Raw genomic sequence first — 22,468 nt, forward strand, 5'->3', positions numbered from 1 at the left:
ATGCCCCGATGCGCGATGATCTCTCCCTTCTGCTGAACTCCCTCAACGATGCCCAACGCCAGGCCGTAGCTGCCCGCGTGGGTCGTCAGTTGGTCCTGGCCGGTGCTGGTTCCGGTAAAACCCGAGTGCTGGTGCACCGTATCGCCTGGTTGATCCAGGTCGAGAACGCCTCGCCCCACTCGATTCTGTCGGTGACCTTTACCAATAAGGCCGCTGCCGAGATGCGTCATCGCATCGAGCAGCTGATGGGTATCAACCCGGCCGGTATGTGGGTCGGCACCTTCCACGGCCTGGCGCACCGCTTGCTGCGGGCGCATTGGCAGGAAGCCGGCCTGAGCCAGACCTTCCAGATTCTCGACAGCGACGATCAGCAACGGCTGGTCAAGCGGGTGATCCGCGAGCTGGGGCTGGACGAGCAACGCTGGCCGGCCCGTCAGGCCCAGTGGTTCATCAACGGGCAGAAAGACGAAGGCCTGCGCCCGCAACACATTCAAGCCAGCGGCGACCTGTTCCTGGCGACCATGCGCAGCATTTATGAGGCCTACGAGGCCGCTTGCCTGCGCGCCGGCGTTATCGACTTCTCCGAGTTACTGCTGCGTGCCCTCGACCTGTGGCGCGATCATCCGGGCCTGCTGGCCCATTACCAGAAGCGCTTCCGGCACATTCTGGTGGACGAGTTCCAGGACACCAACGCCGTGCAGTACGCCTGGTTGCGCCTGCTGGCCAAGGGCGGCGACAGCCTGATGGTGGTCGGCGACGACGACCAGTCGATCTACGGCTGGCGCGGCGCGAAAATCGAGAACATTTATCAGTATTCCGACGACTTCCCGGATGCCGAGACCATTCGTCTTGAGCAGAACTACCGCTCCACCGCCGGCATCCTCAAGGCTGCCAATGCCCTGATCGCCAACAACACCGGGCGCATGGGTAAAGAGCTGTGGACCGATGGCGGCGAAGGCGAAGCGATCAATCTGTACGCAGCGTTCAACGAACACGACGAAGCACGCTACGTGGTGGAAACCATCGAAAGTGCGCTGAAAACCGGCTTGGCCCGCAGCGATATCGCGATTTTGTACCGCTCCAACGCCCAATCCCGAGTTTTGGAAGAAGCCTTGCTGCGCGAGCGCATTCCGTATCGTATCTATGGCGGTCAGCGCTTCTTCGAACGCGCAGAAATCAAGAACGCCATGGCCTACCTGCGTTTGCTGGAAGGCCGTGGCAACGATGCGGCGCTGGAGCGGGTGATCAACGTTCCGGCCCGTGGCATCGGCGAGAAAACCGTTGAAGCGATTCGCGACCATGCGCGCCACAGCGATGTGTCGATGTGGGAAGCGATGCGCTTGCTGGTTGCCAATAAAGGTCTGACCGGCCGCGCGGCCGGCGCGCTCGGGGCGTTTATCGAGCTGATCGAGAACCTCGCCGCCAAGTGCATGGAAATGCCGCTGCACCTGATGACCCAGACGGTTATCGAGCAGTCGGGGCTGATTGCCTACCACGAAGCGGAAAAAGGCGAGAAAGGCCAGGCCCGTGTAGAAAACCTTGAGGAACTGGTCAGCGCCGCGCGCAACTTTGAAAACGCTGAAGAAGACGAAGACCTGACGCCATTGGCGGCATTTCTTGGTCATGCGTCACTGGAGGCCGGTGACACTCAGGCCGACGAGCATGAAGACAGCATTCAGCTGATGACCTTGCACAGTGCCAAAGGCCTGGAATTCCCTTACGTGTTCCTCGTGGGCATGGAAGAAGGCTTGTTCCCGCACAAGATGAGCCTGGAAGAGCCGGGGCGTCTCGAAGAGGAGCGCCGTCTGGCGTACGTCGGCATCACCCGGGCGATGCAGAACCTGGTGATGACCTACGCGGAAACCCGACGCCTGTACGGCAGCGAGACCTACAACAAGGTGTCGCGTTTCGTACGGGAAGTGCCGAAAGGCCTGATCCAGGAAGTGCGCCTGTCCAACAGCGTCAGCCGCCCGTTCGGTGGTGGTCAGCAACAGAGCTCCAGCAGCCTGTTTGGCGGCAGCGAGATTCCGGACACCGGGTTCAGCCTCGGTCAGGCCGTGCGGCATTCGGTGTTTGGCGACGGCGTGATCCTCAACTTCGAAGGCGCCGGTGCCCAGGCCCGAGTGCAAGTGAACTTCAGCGAAGGTAGCAAGTGGCTGATGCTTGGCTACGCCAAGCTCGAAGCAATCTAAAGCCCGCCAGTGATTCACTGTGGGAGCGGGCTTGCTCGCGAAGGGAGCAACGTGGTTTGTCAGAAACACCGCGCTATCGTTCTTCGCGAGCAGGCTCACTCCCACAAGGTTCATCCGACCGGATAACCTTCCTACAGAACTTATCTCCTCGTCCTACAGACCAAAGTTAACAGGCCCTATTGCGCTGACTGAAGCTGAACGCAACCTGTCAGGCAAAAGCCCGAAACACTCTGCCGCTAGCCAGTATCACTTCAGCTGTGCAACATGGCGCGCGTGCCATCCACAAATGGGAATTCCCTTTATGAAACGTTTTCTTAGCATCGCCATGGCGTTGTGCATCGGCCTGACGATGAGCCTCGACGCCAACGCCAAGCGCTTTGGTGGCGGCAAGAGCTCCGGCGCTGCGCCGACTCACCAGACCAGCCAAATGGCTCCTTCTTCTGCCGCTGGCGGTGCTGCCGCCACTGCGGGCGCGGCCGGTGCCGCTGGCGCTGCCGCCAAGGCCGGCGGTGCTTCGCGCTGGCTCGGCCCTCTGGCCGGTATCGCTGCCGGTGGCCTGCTGGCCTCCATGTTCATGGGCGGCGGCTTCCAGGGCATGCAGATCTTCGACATCCTGATCATGGCTGTCATTGCCTTCCTGGTCTTCCGCTTCATCGCCGCTCGTCGTCGCAAGCAGCAGGAGCATTTGGCTCCAGCCGGTGCGCCGATGCAGCGTGAAGTATTCGAGCAGAAGCCAGCCGGCATGGGTTCGATCTTCGGCGGCTCGGCCGCACCTGCTGCCGCTCGTCCGGTAATCAACGCGCCAGCCTGGTTCAATGAACAGAACTTCATTGAAGCGGCCCGCAACCACTTCCAGTCCCTGCAGCAACACTGGGACGCCAACGAAATGGACAAGATCTCCGAGTTCGTGACCCCGCAACTGCTGGAGTTCCTCAAGCGCGAACGTGCTGACCTCGGCGAAGGTTTCCAGTCCACCTACATTGATAACCTCAATGTTCAACTGGACGGCGTGGATGATCGCGCGGACAAGACCATCGCCACCCTGACCTTCACCGGCGTGTCGAAGACTTCGCGTTTCGACCAGGGCGAAGTGTTCAGCGAAAGCTGGAACATGGAACGTCCGCAGGGCGAAAACCAGCCTTGGCTGGTGGCCGGTATCCGCCAGAACGGCTGATCCCTCCGCGTTACGCATGCTGAAATGAAAACCCCGGCCTCGCCGGGGTTTTTCTATTTCACGGTTGCATCTATAGCGAGCTACTGTATAAACCGCCCCAACTAAACCGCGCCATCAGCAAGAGGATCCCGGACGTGGAAGAAATCATCGAACAACTGCGTGAAGCCAACGAACCGGTACCGGTCCCCTTGGAGTTGCCTGACGAAGACCAGATCGTGGAAATCGAAGAACAACTGTTCATCGACATTCCCTTTGTCTTCAGAGAGTTTTTGCTGACCGTCAGCGACGTCGTCTACGGAAGCCTGGAGCCGGTGACCGTCACCGACCCGCAATCCCACACTTACCTGCCAGACGTTGCGGCCAACGCCTGGGACGCTGGCGTCGACCGCAGCATGATCCCGATCTGCCAGGACGGTGACGATTACTACCTCGTCGAAGAAGACGGCACCGTGGTGCTGTGGCAGGCCGAAGAAGAGCTGATTGCCGAAGAAACCTGGGAATCGGTGTGGCACTGGGCGCGGGACGTCTGGCTGGAAAGCTGAGCCGCCTGACGCGCCGCGTGGTCAATGCCCGGACGGCTCCTTGTGGTTGTCCAGCGTTTCGAGCAAGGCCACCTGCATCCGCGTGTGCACGCGGATGAACCAGCGCCAGAGCACGGCCGCTACCGCGGCGGCGACCACGACGATCAGTACCAGCAACTTGTTGGTCGGCAAGATACTGGCCGACAAGGCTGCCAGCAGCAGGAAAATCACCAGCAGCGAGAGGATCGGGATCACTTCGGCGATCACCCGGCGCACTCGCTGCGTGTGGCGCCCCGCCATCTCCGGCTTCACGCCCATCTCCGCCAACAGCATCGACAGCGCCTTGAGCTTGCGATAGGCGGCGATCAGGAACGGCAGCGACAACAGCAACGCCCCACCCCAGATCAACGCTTTCTGCCAGCTCGGGTCACTGATCCAGTCTTGCAGGTAAGCGGACATGCGTTCGGCGAAGTACGCGCCGGAAAAGAAGATCGCAATCACCAGCGCCAGATTGACCCCCACCTGCAACAGAATCCGCCGGATCATCGACGCCAGCAACGCGCCCTCGCCCTGAGGCTGGATGCTGCGCAGCCATTCGCCGTACATCCCCAGCACTCGAGCCAGCCGCTGCGGCATCACGGCGGCCAGCTTGATCGACAGCGGATCAGCCGCGCGGATCAGATACGGCGTCAGCAACGTGGTAATCACCGAGACCGCCACGGCGACCGGGTAGAGGAAGTTGCTGGTGACCTGCAGCGTCATGCCCAGCGCGGCGATGATGAAGGAAAATTCGCCAATCTGCGAAAGCCCCATCCCCACGCGCAGTGAGGTACGTCCGTCATTGCCGGCGATAAAGGCCCCGAGACCGCACGAAAGCATTTTGCCGAGCACGACGGCCACGGTAATCACCGCGATCGGCCAGGCGTATTGCAGCAGGATCATCGGATCGAGCATCAAGCCGATGGCCACGAAGAAGATTGCACTGAACAGGTCGCGAACCGGCTCGATCAAGCGCTCGATCTTCAGCAATTGCCGCGACTCGGCCATGATCGCCCCAATCAGGAATGCGCCCAGGACCATGCTGTATTCGAGCTTGACCACCAGCAGGCAGAAGCCGAAACAGAGGCCCAGCACGGTGATCAGCAGCATTTCGTTGCTCTCGAACTTCGCCACGTAGGCCAGTAATCGCGGCACAAGCAAGATGCCGATGACCAGCGCAACGATCATGAACAGCGAGAGTTTGCCCACCGTTGAAAACACTTCGCCGGAACTGACCGTGCCGCTCACCGCGATGCTCGACAGCAAGGCAATGATGCCGATGCCGAGAATGTCCTCGACGATCAACACGCCGAAGATCAACTGGGCGAAGCGCTCGTTCTTCATCTTCAGGTCGTTGAGCGCCTTGACGATGATGGTGGTCGAGGAAATCGCCAGGATCGCGCCGAGGAACAAGGAATCCATGGTGTTCCAGTCAAACCATTGGCCGATTTCGTAGCCGATCCAGATCATCAGCACGATTTCCAGAAACGCCGCGATGAACGCCGTGGCACCGACCTTGAACAGTTTGCGCAGACTGAACTCGAGGCCCAGGCAGAACATCAGGAAAATCACCCCGAGTTCAGCGAGGGTCTTGATGGTTTCTTCGTCGTGGATCAGGCCGAACGGCGGCGTGTGCGGGCCGATGATGAAGCCGGCGACGATATAACCCAGCACCACCGGCTGTTTGAAGCGATGGAACAGCACGGTCACCACACCTGCGACCAACATGATCACTGCCAGATCCTGAATAAAACTGATGGCATGCATGGTGTGGGGCTCCTTGAGGTGGACGTTCGGAGGTTAACACCGCGACTTCCGCCAGAAAGACGGTGCAATATATGGAAACAGATCGATCCGGCGTGACGGCGACCACCCGCCCGGCGTCCCGATAACTGTGGTTTGAAAAAAACCGACCAGGCACCCGCAGAGGTGCCGCCCTTCCGCCATTCTGCCTTGACCCGTGAGAACGCTATGGAACCCGGAAACGCCCAGCTGTCGATGACGGTATTGATGACCCCCGACATGGCCAACTTCTCTGGCAATGTTCACGGCGGCACCCTGCTCAAATACCTCGATGAAGTGGCCTACGCCTGCGCCAGCCGTTACGCCGGCCGCTATGTGGTGACTTTGTCGGTGGACCAGGTGATTTTCCGCGAGCCGATCCACGTCGGCGAGTTGGTGACTTTCCTGGCGTCGGTCAACTACACCGGGAACACTTCCATGGAGGTGGGCATCAAGGTGGTGACCGAGAACATCCGCGAGCGCTCGGTGCGCCACACCAACAGCTGCTTCTTCACCATGGTGGCGGTGGATGACGACCGCAAACCGGCTGCCGTCCCACCGCTGCAACCGCAGAACAGCGAAGACAAGCGCCGGTTTATCCAGGCTCAACAACGTCGGCAGATTCGGCAGGAACTGGAAAAGCGGTATCAGGAAATCAAGGGCGATGCCTGAGCCGTTCCGGATGTTTGATGGTGTGCCTTAGATAGCCTTCGCGAGCAAGCCCGCTCCCACATTGGAACGTATTTCAACGGTGGGAGCGGGCTTGCTCGCGAACGGTCTCAACGCGGATCAAAGACTGATCGCAGTCGCTTCGAACTTCACTCGCGGATGCGCAATCCGGTCCTGAGCCCGCACCAGTTCCAGTTCATAGCTGGCACACGCCTGGGTTTCCAGCAGCACTTCATGCACCGCCGCCGCCGTGAACTCAAAGGCTGCCACCAGGCTGTCACCCAACAGCACGCGCGCCAGAAACAGCCCCGACGTCAGGTCGCCTACGCCCACCGGCTGACGCGGAAACGCCAGCAGCGGACGACGCAGGTGCCAACTGCCTTCAGCCGTCACCAGCAGCATCTCGAAGCCATCCGCCGGCTTGCCGGGATAGTCCAGATGCTTGACCAACACCGCCTTCGGCCCGCGCGCCAACAGTGCGCGCGCCATCGCCAGGCAATCGAACAGCGACTGCGGCTTGCGCCCCGAAAAGCTGTCCAGCTCCAACTGGTTCGGGCACATGAAGTCCGCCACCGAAGCCGCCTCTTCCAGCAGGAAATCGCTGACTTCGGCCGGCACGCTGCAGCCCTTCTCCGGATGGCCCATCACCGGGTCGCACAAATACAACGCCTTGGGGTTCATCGACTTGATACGCGCCACGCCGGTCAGGATCGCCCGGCCCTGGGCCGCACTGCCGAGGTAACCGGACAGCACCGCATCGCAATTGCCCAGCTCGCCAATCGCCGCGATCCCTTCGACCAGATCGGGGATCTGGTGCGGTGCCAGCACTTCACCGGTCCACTGGCCGTATTGCGTGTGGTTGGAGAACTGCACGGTGTTGAGCGGCCAGACATTCACCCCGACCCGCTGCATCGGAAAAACCGCGGCGCTGTTGCCAGCGTGGCCGAACACCACGTGGGACTGGATGGCGAGCAGATGGGGCGTACGTTTCATGCGGTGAGTTCCGTAAAACGATTGAAATTCGAGCCGCGCAGTATGCGACGAAACACAGCCTGTACGACAGACCAGCGACGCAGTTAAGCTGGCACTATCTTGTTGGAGCAACCTGCTGATGCTGACCCTCGGAAATATCTTCGTGCTGATGCTGCTCGCCACTGGCGGCGCATGGCTGTGGCACAACCACGGCTTGCGCGAGCGCGCGCTGGAACGGGTCAAGTTGCATTGCACAAAGCTCGGGATCGAGTTGCTGGACGGTAACGTGGCGCTGAAAAAGATCGCGTTCATCAAAGACGCCAACGACCGGCGGCGCCTGGCTCGTGTGTATAACTTCGAGTTCACCGTGACCGGCGAAACCCGCCACAACGGCACCATCACCCAGTTCGGCGCCCATAGCGCGCAGATCGAGCTGGCGCCCTACCCTATGCCGTTCGACGACACCCCTGCGGTGGTCGACGTGGTGAAGCCTCGCGCTGAAGTGATCGAGCTGAGCCAGTGGCGGCAGGAACACACCAAGTGGCGTCCTTAACCCGACCGACAGTCGGCCAACGCTCTTTGCAGTGAATCAACATCCTGCGCCTCACCGAAAATCAGCTCGATCCGCGAATCCTGGCGCCATTCGCTGGGCTGCCATTCCAATGGCGAGTTATCCAGCGCATTCGCCGACACCCAGCCATCCAGGCTGTGGATAACCAGCTTCGCCCGCCGCCAGGCAATGCTTTCAAGCCACTGGCCAACGCGCGCCGCATCGAAGGTCTGCGTCGGATGCCAACGCCAGCCGACGCTCCAGCCGCCCTCCTGCGCCTGGCTCAAGCAAATCGGCAGCGCAGGATCGGTCCAGATGGCCGGCATTTGCGCCAAACCCTTGGGCACGACGAAGTTATCCACACCCACCATCGCCTGAGCGCCAAGCCCCGGTAGCTTGCTCAACGGCAAGAGCGCTTGCTGCGTCCAGTACAAAGGACGAGAAGGCAGTTGCGCGGCGATTCGCTGACGATCATTGAAATCGAGACCCTCCGCTTTGTTCAGCACCAACAAACCGGCACTGCTCAACGCCTCCAGTTGCGCCTCGGGCAATGGTTTGCCAGCGGCGAGCGCTTGGGCATCCAGAACCAGTACACAAGGCTGTACCGCCAGTACGCCTCGCCACGGCGCCTCACTCAATTGCCTGAGCAACTGCGCCGGGTGGCCCAATCCGGAAGGTTCGATGAACAGTCGATCCGGCCGCGCCTTGCGCAGCAACCGCCCGAGGCCAATCTGAAACGGTGCACCGTTCACGCAACACAAACAGCCCCCGGCCACTTCACCCAGTGCGATACCATCGGCGTCCTGGGTCAGCAGCGCGGCATCGAGGCCGATCTGCCCGAACTCGTTGATCAGCACCGCCCAGCGCTCACCGATCGGTCGCTGTATCAGCAGGTGCTTGATCAGGCTGGTCTTGCCGGCACCCAACGGGCCGGCAATGACGTGAGTGGGAATGTTCTGCAACATGGTCGATGTTTTCTGAGGAGGTAATGAATGCGGTTGATGGGATTGTCGTTGTTCTTGGCGCTGTTTTCCGGCGAGGCGCTGGCTCAGGCTTGCGTGGTACATAGCACGGCTGAGCGACTTGACGTGAAAGTCTGCCAGCAGAACCGCAACATCCCGCAAAAGCTCTTCGCCGACGGTTTCTGCCAACCGAATCTTCCCGGGCAGAAAGTCGAGGTGCAATACGTCGACCAATGCCCCACCGGTGCGTTCGGCGTGTGCAGCAACGCCCAAGTCGCCAATATGCCTTACCGGCAGGATATTCACTATTACGGCGTGGCCACCGATGCAGCGTATCTGAAGCCGTTTTGCGAAGGCCAGAGCCAGGGCAACTGGCTCAAGCCTTAAGCCAGCCAATCCAGGGTCAGAATCAAACGGCGTTCGCCCGGCGCGGGTTGCGGCGAACGGTGAATCAGGCCGAAACCTTCGTTGCCGTGCCATTTCTCGCCTTTGAGCAGTGCCACTTCGCCGCTGGTGATTTGCTCGATCAGCGAATCCTCTGTGGGTTCGGCCGCAGGATTGCCCAAGTGCCGGCGATCCATCACCCCTTCTTTCAGCCACTGACTGCCGATACCGGAATACGTGGTGATCAACCGCACCGGCACATGATCGACGTGAAAGCGCGGGCACATGGCCTTGTCCAGGACTCGCGCGCGCAAGCCTATGCGCTTGGCGCCCAGCAGACAGGCGAACGCGCTGACCAGCCATGATACGTCGGCAATGAAACCGGCATACCCTTCCAGATCGTTGAATCCTGAGGCCAATCCCTGCAGATCGGGTTCGGCGTCATCGCTGGACAATTCCAGGACCCGCGACTCAGCCAGCGGTTCGTTCAGGGACAGCAGCAAGCGCCCGAAATCACTGATGTGCGCCGGGAGCTGGCGCTGCCAAACGGCGAGGTTTACGCCGTCATCAAGAATTCGCGTCAGTGTCTGCGGCGTTTCACCTTGAACCTGATGAACGATCGTCTGCGGTTTCAGATTCGGCGCCAACATCAGGCGGCCACCTCTTCGTGCCACGGGCCGAACGGATCGGCCAGCAATCGCCAGCCTTCCACACCCAAGGCCATTTCATCATCGTTCAGCAGGCATGCGTCGAGTTCGGCGGTGAGCTGCGCGAAGTCGATGTTCTGGCCGATGAACACCAGTTCCTGGCGGCAATCGCCGGTGGCGGCGGTCCAGTTTTCCATGATCCCGGCCGTGCTTTCTTCGTCCTGCGGCCACTGGGTTTTCGGCACGAAACGCCACCAGCGTCCGGCGAAACCATGGCGCATCAAGCCACCCGCCTGGGACCAGCTACCGGCGTCCATGTGCTTGCTGGCGAGCCAGAAAAAACCTTTGGAACGCAGCAGTTTGCCGTTTACCCACGGCCGATCGATGAAGCTGAAAAAGCGCTGCGGATGAAACGGTCGGCGGGCTCGGTAGGCCGTCGAGGCGATGCCGTATTCCTCGGTTTCCGGCACGTGTTCGCCACGCAACTCCTGCAACCAGCCCGGCGCTTGAGCAGCTTTTTCAAAGTCGAAACGACCGGTGTTGAGGATTTTTTTCAGAGGAATCTCACCCATGACCATCGGGATGATTTCTGCCTGAGCGTTGAGGCGCTCAAGGATCGCGATCAGCTCCAGGCGCTCGCGGCTGCTGATCAAATCGATCTTGCTGATGAGGATCACGTCGGCGAATTCGATCTGCTCGATCAACAAATCGGTGATCGAGCGCTCGTCCTCTTCGCCCAATGTTTCACCGCGCGAAGCGAGGCTTTCGGCGGCCTGATAGTCGAGCAGGAAGTTCATGCCGTCGACCACCGTGACCATGGTGTCGAGTCGTGCGATGTCGGCCAGGCTCTGCCCTTGCTCATCACGGAAGGTGAAGGTTTCGGCCACGGGCAATGGCTCGGAGATGCCGGTGGATTCGATCAACAGGTAATCGAATCGCCCATCCCTCGCGAGTTTGCTGACTTCTTCGAGCAGATCTTCGCGCAGGGTGCAGCAAATGCAGCCGTTGCTCATCTCCACGAGTTTTTCTTCGGCACGGTTCAGGCTGACATCGCGCTGGACTTCGCTGCCATCGATGTTGATCTCGCTCATATCGTTGACGATTACGGCGACTCGCAGGTTCTCTCGATTACGCAACACGTAGTTGAGCAGCGTACTTTTACCGGCGCCGAGAAAGCCCGACAGAACGGTCACGGGGAGACGATTGGGCATCAGGAATTCCTCACAGAGATACCCGATCGCAGTGTCGGGTTGATTTCAATGTTATAGTATAACAATGCAATCAAGCCAGCCCGCTTTTGCCCATAACAGCAAAGGGCACGATGCTGAAACCCGTCCAACCCGTGAGAATTCCCATGCGTATTGCCTTGAAATCTGCGCTGATAAGCCTCCCGCTGTTGTTCGCCGGAAACGCCTGGGCGCAAGTGCCGAGCCTGGCCACATGCACTCGAAGCGCCAATCTGCTCGCTTGCGTGGATGCCGATGGCAATGCTTACAGCGTCAACACCGTCGGCAGCACGCTCTATTTGCGCGGCTTCGAAAGGGTGGGCAACCGCTATTGGGCGCAGACCAACAGCCGTTTCGGACAGCTCACGTTCTTCACCGGTATCGCCTCCGATGGCGAGGCTTGGGTCGGCTACAACCGGCGGGTTGGCTGGACCACGATCAATCGCTTTTCCAGCTCCGGCGGCAGCAGCGCCAAGTTCACCTGCAGCCGGATAGCAGGCTGCTAGGCCTGCGCTTTTCTCTGGTGCTGTTGCCAGGCGATGTAACTGTTGAGCGGCGGATTCTTCTGAAAATAATGCTGCAACCCTTCAAACAATCCGTCAGCTACAGCCTGCTGATGGCGTGGAGTCACCAGTCGCTGGCTGTCGCGGGCGTTGGAAATGAAGCCGGTTTCCACCAGGATCGATGGCACGTCCGGGGACTTCAGCACCGCAAATCCCGCTTGTTCCACGCGCTTCTGATGCAGCGTGGTGATGCCCGCCAGACTGCCGAGAACCGTGCTGCCCAACTGCAAGCTCGCGGCGAGGGTGGCGTTCATCGACATGTCGAGAATCACCCCGGCGAGCATCGGGTCCTTGTCCTTGAGATTGAGCAGACTCGTAGCGCCCAGCAAGTCCGCGCCGTTCTCCCGCTGCGCCATGAAACGCGCCGTGGCCGAGGTGGCGCCTCCTTCCGACAAGCAATACACCGAGGCGCCTGAAGCGGTGAGACGCGGCGCTGCATCCGCATGCACCGAGATGAACATATCGGCGTTGTGCTTGCGGGCGATCTCGACCCGCTTGCGCAGCGGAACGAAGAAGTCGTCGTTGCGCACCAGCTTCACGTCGAAGCCCTTCTCGCGCTTCAACCGCTTGGCCAACAGCTGGGCGATCGACAGAACGACGTCTTTCTCGCGCTCCCCTTTGGCACCCACCGCACCGGGGTCTTTGCCGCCGTGGCCCGGGTCGACCACCACGATGATGTCGCGTTTGGGGTGAGCCTTGTCGACGCTCGCCTCAGGCGCTATGGCAATGGGTAACGACGTTGCCGACTTCAGATCGAGCACCAGCCGATCACCTTGGCCATCCTGCGGCGGCAGGAGAAAGCTGTTGAGCTGCACCGGGGCGCTGAGGTCGAGGACGATCCGCGTATCGCCCTGACCAAAATGCCCGGAGCGGATCGAACGGATGACCGTATTGCCAAGCGCCAACTGGCTGAAATCACCACTGAGGCTGGCACCCCGCAGATCGATGATCAGCCGCTCGGGCGCGCTGAGTGAAAAGGTTTTGTACTGCACCGGCCCGCTCAGATCGAATACCAAACGCAGCGTGTCATCGGAACGCCAAAGCCGCGCATTGCGAATCTGCGCGGCCGAAACACCAAAGGGTAAAGCGAAGGCCGCGCTGGCCAGTATCCAGTTGAGCAAGTGACGTCTGTGCATTTTGAGAGCCGCTCGTGAAAAAGGCGTAGTCGATTTTGATGTAATAACATAACATTAGAAACCGACTCCTACGATGGACCTGTTCATGAATGCGCTGACTCTGCCGGATATCGCCGCGCAGGCTTCACGCCAAGCCCTGCCACTCGACTGGGTGGGCATGTGCGGCATCGCCCTTCCTGTTTTGTTCGATGGCCAACGGCTAAGCGCAAAGGCGGACGCCGGCGTGAGCCTTGATGATGGAGAAGCACGCGGCATTCATATGTCCCGGCTGTATTTGGCGCTGGAAATGCTTGAACGTGAAAACCTGACACCCGCGCTTTTGCGGCGAGTCTTGCAACGTTTCCTCGACAGTCATGAAGGACTATCCAACACCGCCTACTTAAAAATTGATGCGGATTTACTGCTCAAAAGACCGGCGCTGATCAGCCCGTTGGCCGGCTGGAAAACGTATCCGGTGAGCATCGAAGCGCGTTTGAAAAACGCGATGTTCCACGTGGAACTAAAAATCGATGTTCCATATTCCTCAACGTGTCCGTGTTCAGCTGCACTTTCCCGACAATTGATTCAGCAACAGTTCGTCGACGACTTCGCCAACCAATCATTGCAACACGCCGATGTATTGGCTTGGCTAGGTTCCACAAAAGGCATCGTGGCGACGCCTCACAGCCAACGCAGCAATGCACATTTACGGCTGCGCTTGGACGATTATCTGGATGACCTGCCGCTGATCGCACTCATCAACGATGCAGAAGCAGCTCTCGGGACCGCCGTGCAAACCGCGGTGAAGCGCGCCGATGAACAAGCTTTCGCTCTGGCCAATAGTCAGAACCTGATGTTCTGTGAAGATGCTGCGCGCCGCTTGAATCTGGCCCTGAAACGCTCCCCCGGCATCAACGCCTTCCACATACGCGTCATCCACGCCGAAAGCCTTCACGCCCACGATGCCGTCGCCGAAAGCCGATGGAACTGGGAAGCGCCATGATCCGCTGCCAAGCATTGCGCTGGGGAGCACCTGGTCAACCGCTGACGCCACCTGTGGATTTTGCCTTGCCCAGAGGAAGTCTGACGGCCGTGATCGGTGCCAATGGCTCCGGTAAAAGCAGCCTGCTAAAAGTCATCGCCGGACTGCAAAAGCCACTGGCTGGAAAAATCATCCTCGATGTCCCGCGTAAGGGTTCGCTTTCTTTCCTGTCCCAGCAGCAACACTTGGACCGGCAATTCCCCATCAGCCTCCAAGAGTTGGTGGCAGCCGGTTTTTGGGGCAGCAAACAATCACCAGCGCTACGCCGCCAACGCCTCAAAGCCGTGCTGGAAAACTGGTGCCTGAGCGGTTTGGAACAGCGACCGTTGATGGCCCTTTCCGGTGGCGAATTACAGCGCGCCCTGCTCGCCCGTTTGAGCCTCGCCGACACGCCGCTGCTGTTGCTCGACGAACCCCACGCCGCACTCGATGAGTTGGGCCAGTCGCTACTCTGGAAGCACATCCACGCCTGGCACGCCGAAGGTCGAACCCTGCTGGTTGTGTGCCATGACCTGGCCGCGGTTCGCCAACACATGCCTCAATGCTTGCTGATCAAAAGCAGCGGCTGCGTCCTCGGACCCAGTACCGAACTGATCCGTCAACAACCGCAAACACAGGTGGCTTGATGCTCGCTGCCGCTCAGCTTTGGCAACCGTTCCACGAGTTTGTATTCATGCGCCGGGCACTCTTGGGTGGATTGGTCCTGGCCTGCAGCACGGCTCCGCTGGGCGTGTTTCTGATCCTGAGACGCATGAGTCTGATCGGCGACGCAGTGGCTCACGGCATCCTGCCGGGTGCCGCGCTCGGCTTCTGGTTCGCCGGATTGAGTTTGCCGGCATTGACCTTCGGTGGCCTCGGCGCAGGCTTGAGCATGGCCGGACTCGCCGCCTGGATCACCCGCCGGACGGGGTTGCGCGAAGATGCGAGCCTCGCCGCGATCTACCCGATTTCCCTCGCCAGCGGCGTGCTGATCCTCGGCATCGCCGGCAAACGCCTGGACCTGCTTCACCTGTTATTCGGCTCGGCACTGGCGGTCGATGGGCCGACATTGACAGGCATGTTGTGGGTCTCCGGTGTCAGCCTGATCGCCATGGCGCTGATCTACAAACCGTTACTGCTGGACACCCTCGACCCGCTTTTCCTGCAAACCGTCAGCCGCCTCGGTCCCTTGGCACACGGCGTATTTCTGACCCTGGTGGTGCTGAACCTGGTGATCGGTTTCCAGGCCATCGGCGCGTTGATGGTGGTTGGGTTGATGATGTTGCCCGCCGCCGCATCGCGCTTCTGGAGTCGCCGTTTGCCAGTGTTGATCGCAATCGCCGCCCTGCTCGGCTGCCTCTCTGTGTGGCTCGGTTTGTTGCTGTCGTTCTACTACTCGCTGCCCAGCGGCCCGGCGATCGTGCTGGTGGCTGGCGGTTTGTATGTGCTGTCTGTGGTGTTCGGGCCGGTGCACGGTTTGCTGCGCCGCCCGCCTTTGTTCACATCCCAATGAGGTGCTTTCCGATGCGCGCTTTACTCGTGCTGTTCAGTCTGATGCTGTCGATGTCGCTGTCCGCTGCGGAGAAACTTCAGGTGGTCACCAGCTTCAGTATCCTCGCCGACATGACTCATCAGGTCGGCGGCGAACATATCCACATCACTAACATGGTCGGTCCCGACGCCGATGCCCACACCTACGAGCCGACTCCGGACGATGCCAAAGCCTTGCTCAAGGCCCGACTCATCATCAAAAACGGTCTGGGATTCGAACCCTGGCTGGACCGTCTGGTGACCAGCACCGAGACCAAAGCCCCGGTCATCAGCGCGAGCCACGGCGTCATCCCACGCTCCCTGGATGAAGACGGCGAGACCGTTCCCGACCCTCACGCCTGGCACAACCTGGCCAACACCGAGTTGTACATCAGCAACATCACCAAAGCGCTGATCGCCGCCGATCCGGCGAATAAAGCCGACTACGAACGCAACAGCCAGGCCTACCTGAAACAGATCTACGCGCTGCTCGCCAAAGCCAAGGCCAAGCTTGGTTCGTTGCCACCAGGCAACCGCAAGATCGTCACTTCGCATGACGCCTTCGGTTATCTGGGCCAGGCCTACGGCATCGACTTCATGGCGCCGCAAGGCCTGTCCACGGAACGCGAACCTTCGGCCGCAGAAGTCGCAGCGCTGATCACTCAGATTCGCCAGGCCAAGGTTAAAGCGGTGTTCATGGAAAACATCAAGGATGCTCGCCTGCTCAAACAGATTGCCGACGAAAGCGGCGCGCACATCGGTGGCACGTTGTACTCCGACGCGCTCGCCGCAAGCGGTCCGGCGAGTACCTTTGCCGGCCTGTTTGAATACAACCTCAACACCCTCTACGACGCCTTGAGCAAGCCATGATTCGCAAGAACCCCTCAGGCGATTTGCCACAGATTGCGGAGTCCGCGTATGTGGATAAAACTGCAATCATCTGCGGCAAAGTGGTGATCGGCGAAAACGTGTTCGTCGGTCCATACGCCGTCATTCGGGCCGACGAAGTGGATGCGTCAGGCGAAATGGAACCGATCACCATCGGTGCCAATTCGAACATCCAGGATGGCGTGGTGATTCACTCCAAGTCCGGCGCGGCGGTGACCATTGGCGAGTTCAGTTCGATCGCTCATCGCTCCATCGTTCATGGCCCGTGCACCGTTGGCGACCGGGTGTTCATCGGGTTCAACAGCGTGTTGTTCAACTGCGCGGTCGGCGATGGCAGCGTGGTGCGGCACAATTCCGTGGTCGACGGTCGTGACTTGCCTGAGGATTTCTACGTGCCCTCCACCACTCGCATCGGGCCCCACACCGACCTCTCGCAGTTCCCGCCGGTGAGCGTCAGTGCCTCGGAGTTTTCCGAAGACGTGGCGCGCACTAACGTCGATCTGGTGCGCGGCTACAAAGCCCTGCAGAACGAGTTTTGACCATGAGCAGCGTGCTGATTCGCAATGCCAGATTAGTGAATGAAGGTCGGGAGTTCGAGGGTGACCTTCTGGTGAGCAACGGCCGGATCGTTAAGATCGCCAGCAGCATCGACGGGGAAAATGCCCACGTCGAAATCGATGCGCAAGGGCAGTGGCTAGTGCCTGGCATGATCGACGATCAGGTGCATTTTCGCGATCCCGGATCGCCGGATAAGGGCAGCGTTTACACGGAATCGCGGGCGGCCGTGGCGGGCGGTATCACCAGTTTCATGGACATGCCCAACACCAACCCGGCCACCCTGACCCTCGCGGCACTCGCTGACAAAAAACGTCGAGCGGCGATCAATTCTGTCGCCAACTATGGCTTTCACTTCGGCGTGAGCAACAACAATCTCGACACCGTCGCGGCGCTCAATCCCTGCGAAGTGGCTGGCGTAAAAGTATTCATGGGCGCCTCGACCGGCAACATGCTGGTGGACGATCCGCAGACGCTCGAACGTTTATTCGCCGAGGTGCCGACCCTTCTGCTGGCGCATTGTGAACACACGCCCAGCATCGAGGCCAATGCCGCGACGGTGCTTGAGCGTTTTGGAGAATACATTCCCGCCGCCGTCCATCCACTGATTCGCGACACCGAAGCCTGTTTTCGCTCCTCCTCAATGGCCGTGGACCTCGCTAAACGTCATGGCACGAGACTGCACGTTTTGCACCTGACCACAGCCCGCGAACTCGCGCTGTTCGAAGACAAGCCGCTGGCACAGAAACGCATTACCGCCGAAGTTTGCCTGCATCATTTGTTGTTCGATGATCGCGACTACCCGACCCTCGGCAACCTGATCAAGTGCAATCCGGCGATCAAAAGCCAGGCTGATCGTGATGCCTTGCGTCATGCCCTGTTAAGCAATCGACTGGACGTCATCGGTAGCGACCACGCGCCGCATACGTGGGCGGAAAAACAACGGCCCTATACCCAGGCACCCTCCGGTCTGCCGTTGGTGCAACATGCCCTGCCGGCGTTAATGGAACTGGTGTTGGACGAAGTTCTGCCGATAACTACCCTCGTGGCCAAGACCAGTCACCGCGTGGCTGATCTGTTTGCCATTCCCGACCGCGGTTATCTGCGCGAAGGCTATTGGGCCGACCTTGTTCTGATCAAACCAGAGCCGGAAGGCGTAGCCGTTTCCAGGCAGCCAATCTTGTCGCAATGCGGCTGGACACCTTTCGCCCGCCAGCGGTTTCGCCACAGCGTCAGCACCACGATCGTCTCGGGGCAAATCGCCTGGCACGACCAACGTCTTAATGACAACTGCCAGGGTTTACCCCTACGGTTTATGCGCTAACGCGCGTTTATTGCACTCGAGAGCACCGACATGATTCACATCACCCTGAGCGATGGTTCATTGCGTGAATACGACCAACCGTTGTCGGTGTATGAGTTTGCCGCGAGCATCGGTGCCGGGCTGGCAAAAGCGGCCGTGGCCGGCCGGGTGGACGGTGTTCTGGTGGACTGTGAATTCATGATCGAGGCCGATGCCCGGGTCAGCATCGTTACGCCTCAAGAGCCCGATGGGCTGGAGATCTTGCGACGCTCCTGCGCCTTGATGCTGGCGGTGGCCATCAAGCAGCTCTATCCAAAAGCGCAATTGCAGACTGGATCGGCGCTGGGTGATGGCTTCTTTTATGAGTTTGCGTTCGAGCGTCTGTTAAATCTGGTCGACCTTGCCGCCATAGAAGCGCGCATGAGGACCCTGGCGGCCACCAACCATTCGATCCGGCGCCGCAAGCCGGTATCCGGATCGGCACCCACGCAGAGGTCATTGCCCTACCTCCTCGGGGATTTCGAATGTGTGTCATCGGGCCCGCACGTTCCCGCCACCCGAGTGTTGCAAGCATTCGCGCTCGATCACATCAGCGGCACCGCGCCGCAGCGGATCTATGGCACTTGCTGGAGCTGCCAACAGGAACTGGAAGACTGGCGATCGCCGCCGCACGTAATCATCGTCAGCATGGACGAGCGTCAGGCGGATTACGCACAGTCCGTGACCGAGGCCTTGCGCCGAAGCGGCGTGCGCGCGCGTGCGGATCTGCGCAATGAGAAAGTCCGCCACAAGATCCGCGAGCACAGTCAGCAAGTGCCCTATCTGGTGGTGATCGGCGAGAAAGAAAAAGCAGGCGGGTTTGTCAGTGTGCGCAGCCGCACCGGGGAAGATTTCGGCAGGATGGCTGTGGAGGCAGTGTGCGACTGGTTGAGGTCAATAGGCATTGCGAGGGTCTGAACTGACGCCATCGCGAGCAGGCTCGCTCCCACAGGATTCACACCGACCCTGTAGGAGCGAGCCTGCTCGCGATGCTTTTAAGCCCTCGGCTTAACGGTCCCGCAATCCTGCCCCAACCAAACCGCACGGGTATCAAGGCTACCCTTCTGCTGAAGGCCGGTCGCATTGAACGTGCCGTTGACCTTGGTGGTGAACTCACGATCACTGAGGAAAGTGGCAACACCCGCACCTTGCGCTTTCGGACAGCTGAAGCGGAATTTCCACTGATTACCGCTGCGCTCAGTGATTTCCTGTTTGCAGCCCGATTGCGGATCCGTCAGCGGAATATTGTCTGACTTCACTTGCTCCGGCGTCAGACACGCCCGAATGCCTTTTCCGCCCATGGTGATGCCCTGCTTCTCCAGCTGCGCACGTTGTTGCGGGGTCATCTGGCCTTGCAACTGACCGAGGATCAACTGCAAATCCGGCAGGTTCTGGTCATCGACCTTCATGTTGCTCGTGGTCAATTCCCACAAACCTGGCTGCAGCATCTGCGCCTGAGCGGCCACAGGAAGTGCCAAACCAAAAGCCACGGCCAAACCCAGCAGACGAACGTTCATCGAGTAACTCCTGATCAGTAGTGGCCGTTAGACGTCAGCCAATGGCTTCGGTTCATGGGCCAATTAAATAGCGACATTCTGCACGGAACATGGTCTGTTAAGCATTGAATCTTCAGGAGCAAGGCTGCCCCATGGATTACTTTGGACCGCACATTTTCGGCTACATGATTGCACTGCTTCATACGCTGGGCCTGATCGCAGCCATTCACGCCGTACTCACCGTCCGGACCGCCCAAGGATCCATCGCCTGGGCCCTGTCGTTGATCTTCATGCCTTACCTCACGCTTATCCCGTACCTGGTCTTCGGCCGCAGCACCTTCGATGGCTACATCAAGGCCCGGCGCCAGGCCAACGAGGAAATGCGCAAGGCCATCTCCGAGCTCAACTGGCGGCCCTGGGTAGAAGAAGCGCTGACCGCTCGTGCTTCCAGTGCATACGCCTCCCTGAGAGCGATGCCGAAACTGGGGCGCATGCCGTGCCTGGCGAACAACGAAGTGCGTTTGCTGATCAACGGCCAAGCCACCTTCGACGCGATTTTCGAAGCCATCGACAACGCCAAGGAAGCGGTGCTGATTCAATTCTTCATCATCCACGACGACCGCCTCGGCCAGCGCCTGCAAACCCTGCTGTTGAAGAAAGCCGCCGAAGGCGTGGCAATCCACTTGCTGTACGACCGCATCGGCAGCCATTCCCTGCCCCACAGTTACGTGCAACCGTTGCGTGATGGCGGCGTCGAGGTCAAAGCCTTCGCCACCCGCAGCGGCTGGCTCAACCGCTTCCAGGTCAACTTCCGCAATCACCGCAAGATCGTCGTGGTCGACGGCATTCTGGGCTTTGTCGGCGGGCATAACGTCGGCGACGAATACATGGGCGAGAAACCACCGTTGGCACCCTGGCGTGACACCCACGTCCGCGTGCGCGGGCCGGTGGTGGCCTGCATGCAGGAATCGTTTGCCGAAGACTGGTTCTGGGCGGCGCGGTCGTTGCCACCGCTGATCCTGCCGGACGTGTACCCGGACGACGGTGTGCTCTGCCAATTGCTCGCCAGTGGCCCGGCCGATTCCTACGAAACCTGTTCGTTGTTCTTCGTCGAAGCCATCCATGCGGCGACAGAACGGGTGTGGATCACCAGCCCTTACTTCATTCCCGACGAAGCGGTGTTCGCGGCGTTGAGACTGGCGGTACTGCGCGGCGTGGATGTGCGGCTGCTGCTGCCATCACGACCGGACCACCGAATCGTCTACGCGGCTTCAAGTCTCTACGCCTTCGAAGCGGTACGCGCAGGCGTGCGAGTGTTTCGTTACCAGCCGGGTTTCCTGCATCAGAAGGTGGTGTTGATCGACAGCGAAATCAGCGCCATCGGCAGCGCCAATCTGGACAACCGATCGTTCCGGCTCAATTTCGAAGTGATGCTGCTGACCGTCGACAGCGCGTTCGCCGCCGAGGTGGAACAGATGCTCAACGATGACTTCGCCCAAGCCCACGAGATCGCCAAAGAAGAAAGCCGGGAGACCCGCCGCCTGCAACAGGTCGGCATGCGGATCGCCCGGCTTATTTCGCCGATTCTCTAAAGGTAGATGTCGTCTCGCGTCCAAGGCAGTTCATGGCTGCCATCGGCGTGGGCTTTCACCGCGAGGATCTGGTGCAGGTTGATCCAGCCTCTGGCGAACGCATAGGCGCATCCCGCCAGGTACAACCGCCAGATCCGCAGCGCCTGTTCCGGAACCAGTTTTGAAGCCGCTTCCAGATTGTCCTCCAGGCGTTCGCTCCAATGGTCCAGGGTGCGCGCGTAGTGCAGTCGCAGACTCTCGACGTCGACGATCTCCAGCCCCGCTTCGCTGATCTCGGCGGAGATCATCGACAGGTGCGGCAACTCGCCGTTGGGGAACACATACTTCTCGATGAACTCCCCGGCACCGCGTCCCACGGGTCGGCCATCCGTGTGCTTGGCGGTGATCCCGTGGTTCATCACCAGACCGCCCTCTTTCACTGCGCCGAACAAGGTCTTGCAATACTCGGCCAGGTTGGCGTGGCCGACGTGTTCGAACATGCCGACGCTGACCACTTTGTCAAAGCGCCCGTCCTGAGGCAAATCGCGGTAGTCGAGCAATTGCAGTTCAACCAAATCGTCCAGGCCTTCGGCGGTGACTCTTTCACGGGCCAGGGCCAGTTGCTCTTTACTCAGAGTAATCCCGAACACTTTGGCGCCGAACTCACGGGCCGCAAAGCGGGCCAGCCCTCCCCAACCGCAACCGACATCCAGCAGGTATTCGCCGGGTTGCAGCCGCAGCTTGCGGCACAGGTGGCGGAATTTGGCTTGCTGGGCTTGCTCCAGCGTTTCACTGCCGGTCTCGAAATAGGCGCAGGAATACGCCATGTCGCTGTCGAGCCATAGCTGGTAAAACGCGTTGGAAAGGTCGTAGTGGTAGGAAATCGCCTTCGCGTCGGTTTCCTTGTCGTGGACGGTGCGCACAGGCTGACTGTCGTCGTCCTCGCTCAACAACGCCTGGCTCCATTCATCACAGACGCGGATCACGTCGCTGATGGAGCCTTCGAGTTCAAGCTTGCCTTCGACAAACGCCGCTCCGAGCGCGTCCAGGCTTGGGTGGGTAAACTGGGTAACCATTTGTGGGTCCTTGACCACAATAGTGACGCTGGGCGCCGGCCCCAGGTTGAATTCATGGCCGTCCCAGAGTCGCAGGCGTAGCGGTAACTGCAGATTCTGTAAGGCCGGTGGAAGTTGCGCGAGCATGGAAAATCCCCCCTTGTTTCAGACGTCTGATGTGAGGTTAGACCATCCTGGAAAAATAGCTGGCTAT

At 59.9% G+C, this 22,468-nt stretch carries 23 protein-coding genes; 15 read left to right on the plus strand and 8 right to left on the minus strand.

Going from position 1 to position 22,468, the window contains the following annotated elements; translation table 11 throughout:
- The first annotated feature begins 8 nt into the window (after positions 1-8).
- From uvrD to ACA060_RS28900, 3 genes are all read left to right on the plus strand, one after another.
- Positions 9-2,192 (plus strand): DNA helicase II, encoded by a 2,184-nt coding sequence (gene uvrD / locus ACA060_RS28890; protein ID WP_056738578.1) that lies wholly within the window; start codon positions 9-11, stop codon positions 2,190-2,192.
- A 301-nt stretch (positions 2,193-2,493) separates the two neighbouring features.
- Complete coding sequence (locus ACA060_RS28895) at positions 2,494-3,366, plus strand: Tim44 domain-containing protein (RefSeq protein WP_109626857.1); 873 nt, start codon at positions 2,494-2,496, stop codon at positions 3,364-3,366.
- A gap of 134 nt (positions 3,367-3,500) precedes the next feature.
- A complete protein-coding gene (locus tag ACA060_RS28900) occupies positions 3,501-3,908 on the plus strand; it encodes an SMI1/KNR4 family protein (protein WP_007943369.1) in 408 nt (135 codons plus the stop codon).
- Between the two features lie 21 nt (positions 3,909-3,929).
- Here the strand turns inward: ACA060_RS28900 and ACA060_RS28905 are convergent, their stop codons facing one another.
- The gene (locus ACA060_RS28905) at positions 3,930-5,693 is read right to left on the minus strand and encodes a cation:proton antiporter (protein ID WP_497314603.1); all 1,764 of its coding nucleotides are present in this window, start codon (positions 5,691-5,693) and stop codon (positions 3,930-3,932) included.
- 204 nt (positions 5,694-5,897) lie between these two features.
- Between ACA060_RS28905 and ACA060_RS28910 the strand changes: the two genes are divergently transcribed.
- Complete coding sequence (locus tag ACA060_RS28910; RefSeq protein ID WP_219094686.1) at positions 5,898-6,380, plus strand: acyl-CoA thioesterase; 483 nt, start codon at positions 5,898-5,900, stop codon at positions 6,378-6,380.
- A gap of 117 nt (positions 6,381-6,497) precedes the next feature.
- Here the strand turns inward: ACA060_RS28910 and pdxY are convergent, their stop codons facing one another.
- Complete coding sequence (pdxY, locus tag ACA060_RS28915; RefSeq protein ID WP_497314605.1) at positions 6,498-7,370, minus strand: pyridoxal kinase PdxY; 873 nt, start codon at positions 7,368-7,370, stop codon at positions 6,498-6,500.
- Positions 7,371-7,488: 118 nt separating this feature from the next.
- Here pdxY and ACA060_RS28920 point away from each other — a divergent pair, with 118 nt between their 5' ends.
- Positions 7,489-7,902: a DUF3301 domain-containing protein gene (locus ACA060_RS28920; RefSeq protein WP_109626861.1), complete on the plus strand. Its 414-nt coding sequence runs from the start codon at positions 7,489-7,491 to the stop codon at positions 7,900-7,902.
- Here ACA060_RS28920 and ACA060_RS28925 read toward each other — a convergent pair.
- Complete coding sequence (locus tag ACA060_RS28925; RefSeq protein WP_497314607.1) at positions 7,899-8,864, minus strand: CobW family GTP-binding protein; 966 nt, start codon at positions 8,862-8,864, stop codon at positions 7,899-7,901. The two genes, ACA060_RS28920 and ACA060_RS28925, sit on opposite strands and share 4 nt — an antisense overlap.
- Before the next feature lie 27 nt (positions 8,865-8,891).
- On the opposite strand from ACA060_RS28925, the gene ACA060_RS28930 reads away from it, so the two are divergent.
- The gene (locus ACA060_RS28930; protein WP_109626865.1) at positions 8,892-9,248 is read left to right on the plus strand and encodes an NADH:ubiquinone oxidoreductase; all 357 of its coding nucleotides are present in this window, start codon (positions 8,892-8,894) and stop codon (positions 9,246-9,248) included.
- Here ACA060_RS28930 and ACA060_RS28935 read toward each other — a convergent pair.
- Complete coding sequence (locus tag ACA060_RS28935; RefSeq protein ID WP_497314609.1) at positions 9,245-9,895, minus strand: DUF1826 domain-containing protein; 651 nt, start codon at positions 9,893-9,895, stop codon at positions 9,245-9,247. The two genes, ACA060_RS28930 and ACA060_RS28935, sit on opposite strands and share 4 nt — an antisense overlap.
- Positions 9,895-11,103: a zinc metallochaperone GTPase ZigA gene (gene zigA, locus ACA060_RS28940; protein ID WP_497314611.1), complete on the minus strand. Its 1,209-nt coding sequence runs from the start codon at positions 11,101-11,103 to the stop codon at positions 9,895-9,897. Before zigA ends, ACA060_RS28935 begins: the two co-directional genes overlap by 1 nt.
- A gap of 143 nt (positions 11,104-11,246) precedes the next feature.
- On the opposite strand from zigA, the gene ACA060_RS28945 reads away from it, so the two are divergent.
- Positions 11,247-11,624, plus strand: a complete 378-nt coding sequence (locus ACA060_RS28945; RefSeq protein ID WP_497314613.1) for a glutamine synthetase — start codon at positions 11,247-11,249, stop codon at positions 11,622-11,624.
- On the opposite strand, the gene ACA060_RS28950 is transcribed toward ACA060_RS28945, so the two are convergent.
- A complete protein-coding gene (locus ACA060_RS28950; protein WP_497314615.1) occupies positions 11,621-12,817 on the minus strand; it encodes an N-acetylmuramoyl-L-alanine amidase in 1,197 nt (398 codons plus the stop codon). The genes ACA060_RS28945 and ACA060_RS28950 overlap by 4 nt on opposite strands.
- A gap of 85 nt (positions 12,818-12,902) precedes the next feature.
- Between ACA060_RS28950 and folE2 the strand changes: the two genes are divergently transcribed.
- From folE2 to ACA060_RS28985, 7 genes are read left to right on the plus strand one after another with little or no spacing between them, the layout of a single operon-like run.
- Complete coding sequence (gene folE2, locus ACA060_RS28955) at positions 12,903-13,799, plus strand: GTP cyclohydrolase FolE2 (RefSeq protein ID WP_497314617.1); 897 nt, start codon at positions 12,903-12,905, stop codon at positions 13,797-13,799.
- A complete protein-coding gene (locus ACA060_RS28960; protein WP_497314619.1) occupies positions 13,796-14,464 on the plus strand; it encodes a metal ABC transporter ATP-binding protein in 669 nt (222 codons plus the stop codon). Before folE2 ends, ACA060_RS28960 begins: the two co-directional genes overlap by 4 nt.
- A complete protein-coding gene (locus ACA060_RS28965; protein WP_109626878.1) occupies positions 14,464-15,330 on the plus strand; it encodes a metal ABC transporter permease in 867 nt (288 codons plus the stop codon). Before ACA060_RS28960 ends, ACA060_RS28965 begins: the two co-directional genes overlap by 1 nt.
- Before the next feature lie 11 nt (positions 15,331-15,341).
- Complete coding sequence (locus ACA060_RS28970; RefSeq protein WP_497314621.1) at positions 15,342-16,217, plus strand: metal ABC transporter substrate-binding protein; 876 nt, start codon at positions 15,342-15,344, stop codon at positions 16,215-16,217.
- A complete protein-coding gene (locus ACA060_RS28975) occupies positions 16,214-16,774 on the plus strand; it encodes a gamma carbonic anhydrase family protein (RefSeq protein ID WP_497314623.1) in 561 nt (186 codons plus the stop codon). Before ACA060_RS28970 ends, ACA060_RS28975 begins: the two co-directional genes overlap by 4 nt.
- Before the next feature lie 2 nt (positions 16,775-16,776).
- The gene (locus ACA060_RS28980) at positions 16,777-18,114 is read left to right on the plus strand and encodes a dihydroorotase (RefSeq protein ID WP_497314624.1); all 1,338 of its coding nucleotides are present in this window, start codon (positions 16,777-16,779) and stop codon (positions 18,112-18,114) included.
- Positions 18,115-18,144: 30 nt separating this feature from the next.
- Complete coding sequence (locus ACA060_RS28985; protein WP_497314626.1) at positions 18,145-19,050, plus strand: His/Gly/Thr/Pro-type tRNA ligase C-terminal domain-containing protein; 906 nt, start codon at positions 18,145-18,147, stop codon at positions 19,048-19,050.
- 77 nt (positions 19,051-19,127) lie between these two features.
- Here the strand turns inward: ACA060_RS28985 and ACA060_RS28990 are convergent, their stop codons facing one another.
- Positions 19,128-19,649 (minus strand): DUF3617 domain-containing protein, encoded by a 522-nt coding sequence (locus tag ACA060_RS28990; RefSeq protein WP_461978026.1) that lies wholly within the window; start codon positions 19,647-19,649, stop codon positions 19,128-19,130.
- Positions 19,650-19,780: 131 nt separating this feature from the next.
- Here ACA060_RS28990 and cls point away from each other — a divergent pair, with 131 nt between their 5' ends.
- Positions 19,781-21,220 (plus strand): cardiolipin synthase, encoded by a 1,440-nt coding sequence (gene cls, locus ACA060_RS28995; RefSeq protein WP_109626890.1) that lies wholly within the window; start codon positions 19,781-19,783, stop codon positions 21,218-21,220.
- Here the strand turns inward: cls and cfaB are convergent.
- Positions 21,217-22,401, minus strand: a complete 1,185-nt coding sequence (cfaB, locus tag ACA060_RS29000) for a C17 cyclopropane fatty acid synthase CfaB (protein ID WP_109626891.1) — start codon at positions 22,399-22,401, stop codon at positions 21,217-21,219. The genes cls and cfaB overlap by 4 nt on opposite strands.
- Positions 22,402-22,468: the final 67 nt, after the last annotated feature.

The organism is Pseudomonas sp. LBUM1671 (assembly GCF_059695685.1).

Excerpts from the sequence above, each read along its gene's own strand:
- ACA060_RS28895 (WP_109626857.1), top strand. The coding sequence starts at position 2,494 with ATGAAACGTTTTCTTAGCATCGCCATGGCGTTGTGCATCGGCCTGACG.
- ACA060_RS28960 (WP_497314619.1), top strand. The coding sequence starts at position 13,796 with ATGATCCGCTGCCAAGCATTGCGCTGGGGAGCACCTGGTCAACCGCTG.
- zigA (WP_497314611.1), bottom strand. The coding sequence starts at position 11,103 with ATGCCCAATCGTCTCCCCGTGACCGTTCTGTCGGGCTTTCTCGGCGCC.
- ACA060_RS28930 (WP_109626865.1), top strand. The coding sequence starts at position 8,892 with ATGCGGTTGATGGGATTGTCGTTGTTCTTGGCGCTGTTTTCCGGCGAG.
- ACA060_RS28985 (WP_497314626.1), top strand. The coding sequence starts at position 18,145 with ATGATTCACATCACCCTGAGCGATGGTTCATTGCGTGAATACGACCAA.
- ACA060_RS28945 (WP_497314613.1), top strand. The coding sequence starts at position 11,247 with ATGCGTATTGCCTTGAAATCTGCGCTGATAAGCCTCCCGCTGTTGTTC.
- pdxY (WP_497314605.1), bottom strand. The coding sequence starts at position 7,370 with ATGAAACGTACGCCCCATCTGCTCGCCATCCAGTCCCACGTGGTGTTC.
- ACA060_RS28950 (WP_497314615.1), bottom strand. The coding sequence starts at position 12,817 with ATGCACAGACGTCACTTGCTCAACTGGATACTGGCCAGCGCGGCCTTC.
- uvrD (WP_056738578.1), top strand. The coding sequence starts at position 9 with ATGCGCGATGATCTCTCCCTTCTGCTGAACTCCCTCAACGATGCCCAA.
- ACA060_RS28990 (WP_461978026.1), bottom strand. The coding sequence starts at position 19,649 with ATGAACGTTCGTCTGCTGGGTTTGGCCGTGGCTTTTGGTTTGGCACTT.
- ACA060_RS28905 (WP_497314603.1), bottom strand. The coding sequence starts at position 5,693 with ATGCATGCCATCAGTTTTATTCAGGATCTGGCAGTGATCATGTTGGTC.
- ACA060_RS28920 (WP_109626861.1), top strand. The coding sequence starts at position 7,489 with ATGCTGACCCTCGGAAATATCTTCGTGCTGATGCTGCTCGCCACTGGC.
- cfaB (WP_109626891.1), bottom strand. The coding sequence starts at position 22,401 with ATGCTCGCGCAACTTCCACCGGCCTTACAGAATCTGCAGTTACCGCTA.
- ACA060_RS28965 (WP_109626878.1), top strand. The coding sequence starts at position 14,464 with ATGCTCGCTGCCGCTCAGCTTTGGCAACCGTTCCACGAGTTTGTATTC.
- ACA060_RS28975 (WP_497314623.1), top strand. The coding sequence starts at position 16,214 with ATGATTCGCAAGAACCCCTCAGGCGATTTGCCACAGATTGCGGAGTCC.
- folE2 (WP_497314617.1), top strand. The coding sequence starts at position 12,903 with ATGAATGCGCTGACTCTGCCGGATATCGCCGCGCAGGCTTCACGCCAA.
- ACA060_RS28935 (WP_497314609.1), bottom strand. The coding sequence starts at position 9,895 with ATGTTGGCGCCGAATCTGAAACCGCAGACGATCGTTCATCAGGTTCAA.
- ACA060_RS28970 (WP_497314621.1), top strand. The coding sequence starts at position 15,342 with ATGCGCGCTTTACTCGTGCTGTTCAGTCTGATGCTGTCGATGTCGCTG.
- ACA060_RS28925 (WP_497314607.1), bottom strand. The coding sequence starts at position 8,864 with ATGTTGCAGAACATTCCCACTCACGTCATTGCCGGCCCGTTGGGTGCC.
- ACA060_RS28910 (WP_219094686.1), top strand. The coding sequence starts at position 5,898 with ATGGAACCCGGAAACGCCCAGCTGTCGATGACGGTATTGATGACCCCC.
- ACA060_RS28980 (WP_497314624.1), top strand. The coding sequence starts at position 16,777 with ATGAGCAGCGTGCTGATTCGCAATGCCAGATTAGTGAATGAAGGTCGG.
- cls (WP_109626890.1), top strand. The coding sequence starts at position 19,781 with ATGGATTACTTTGGACCGCACATTTTCGGCTACATGATTGCACTGCTT.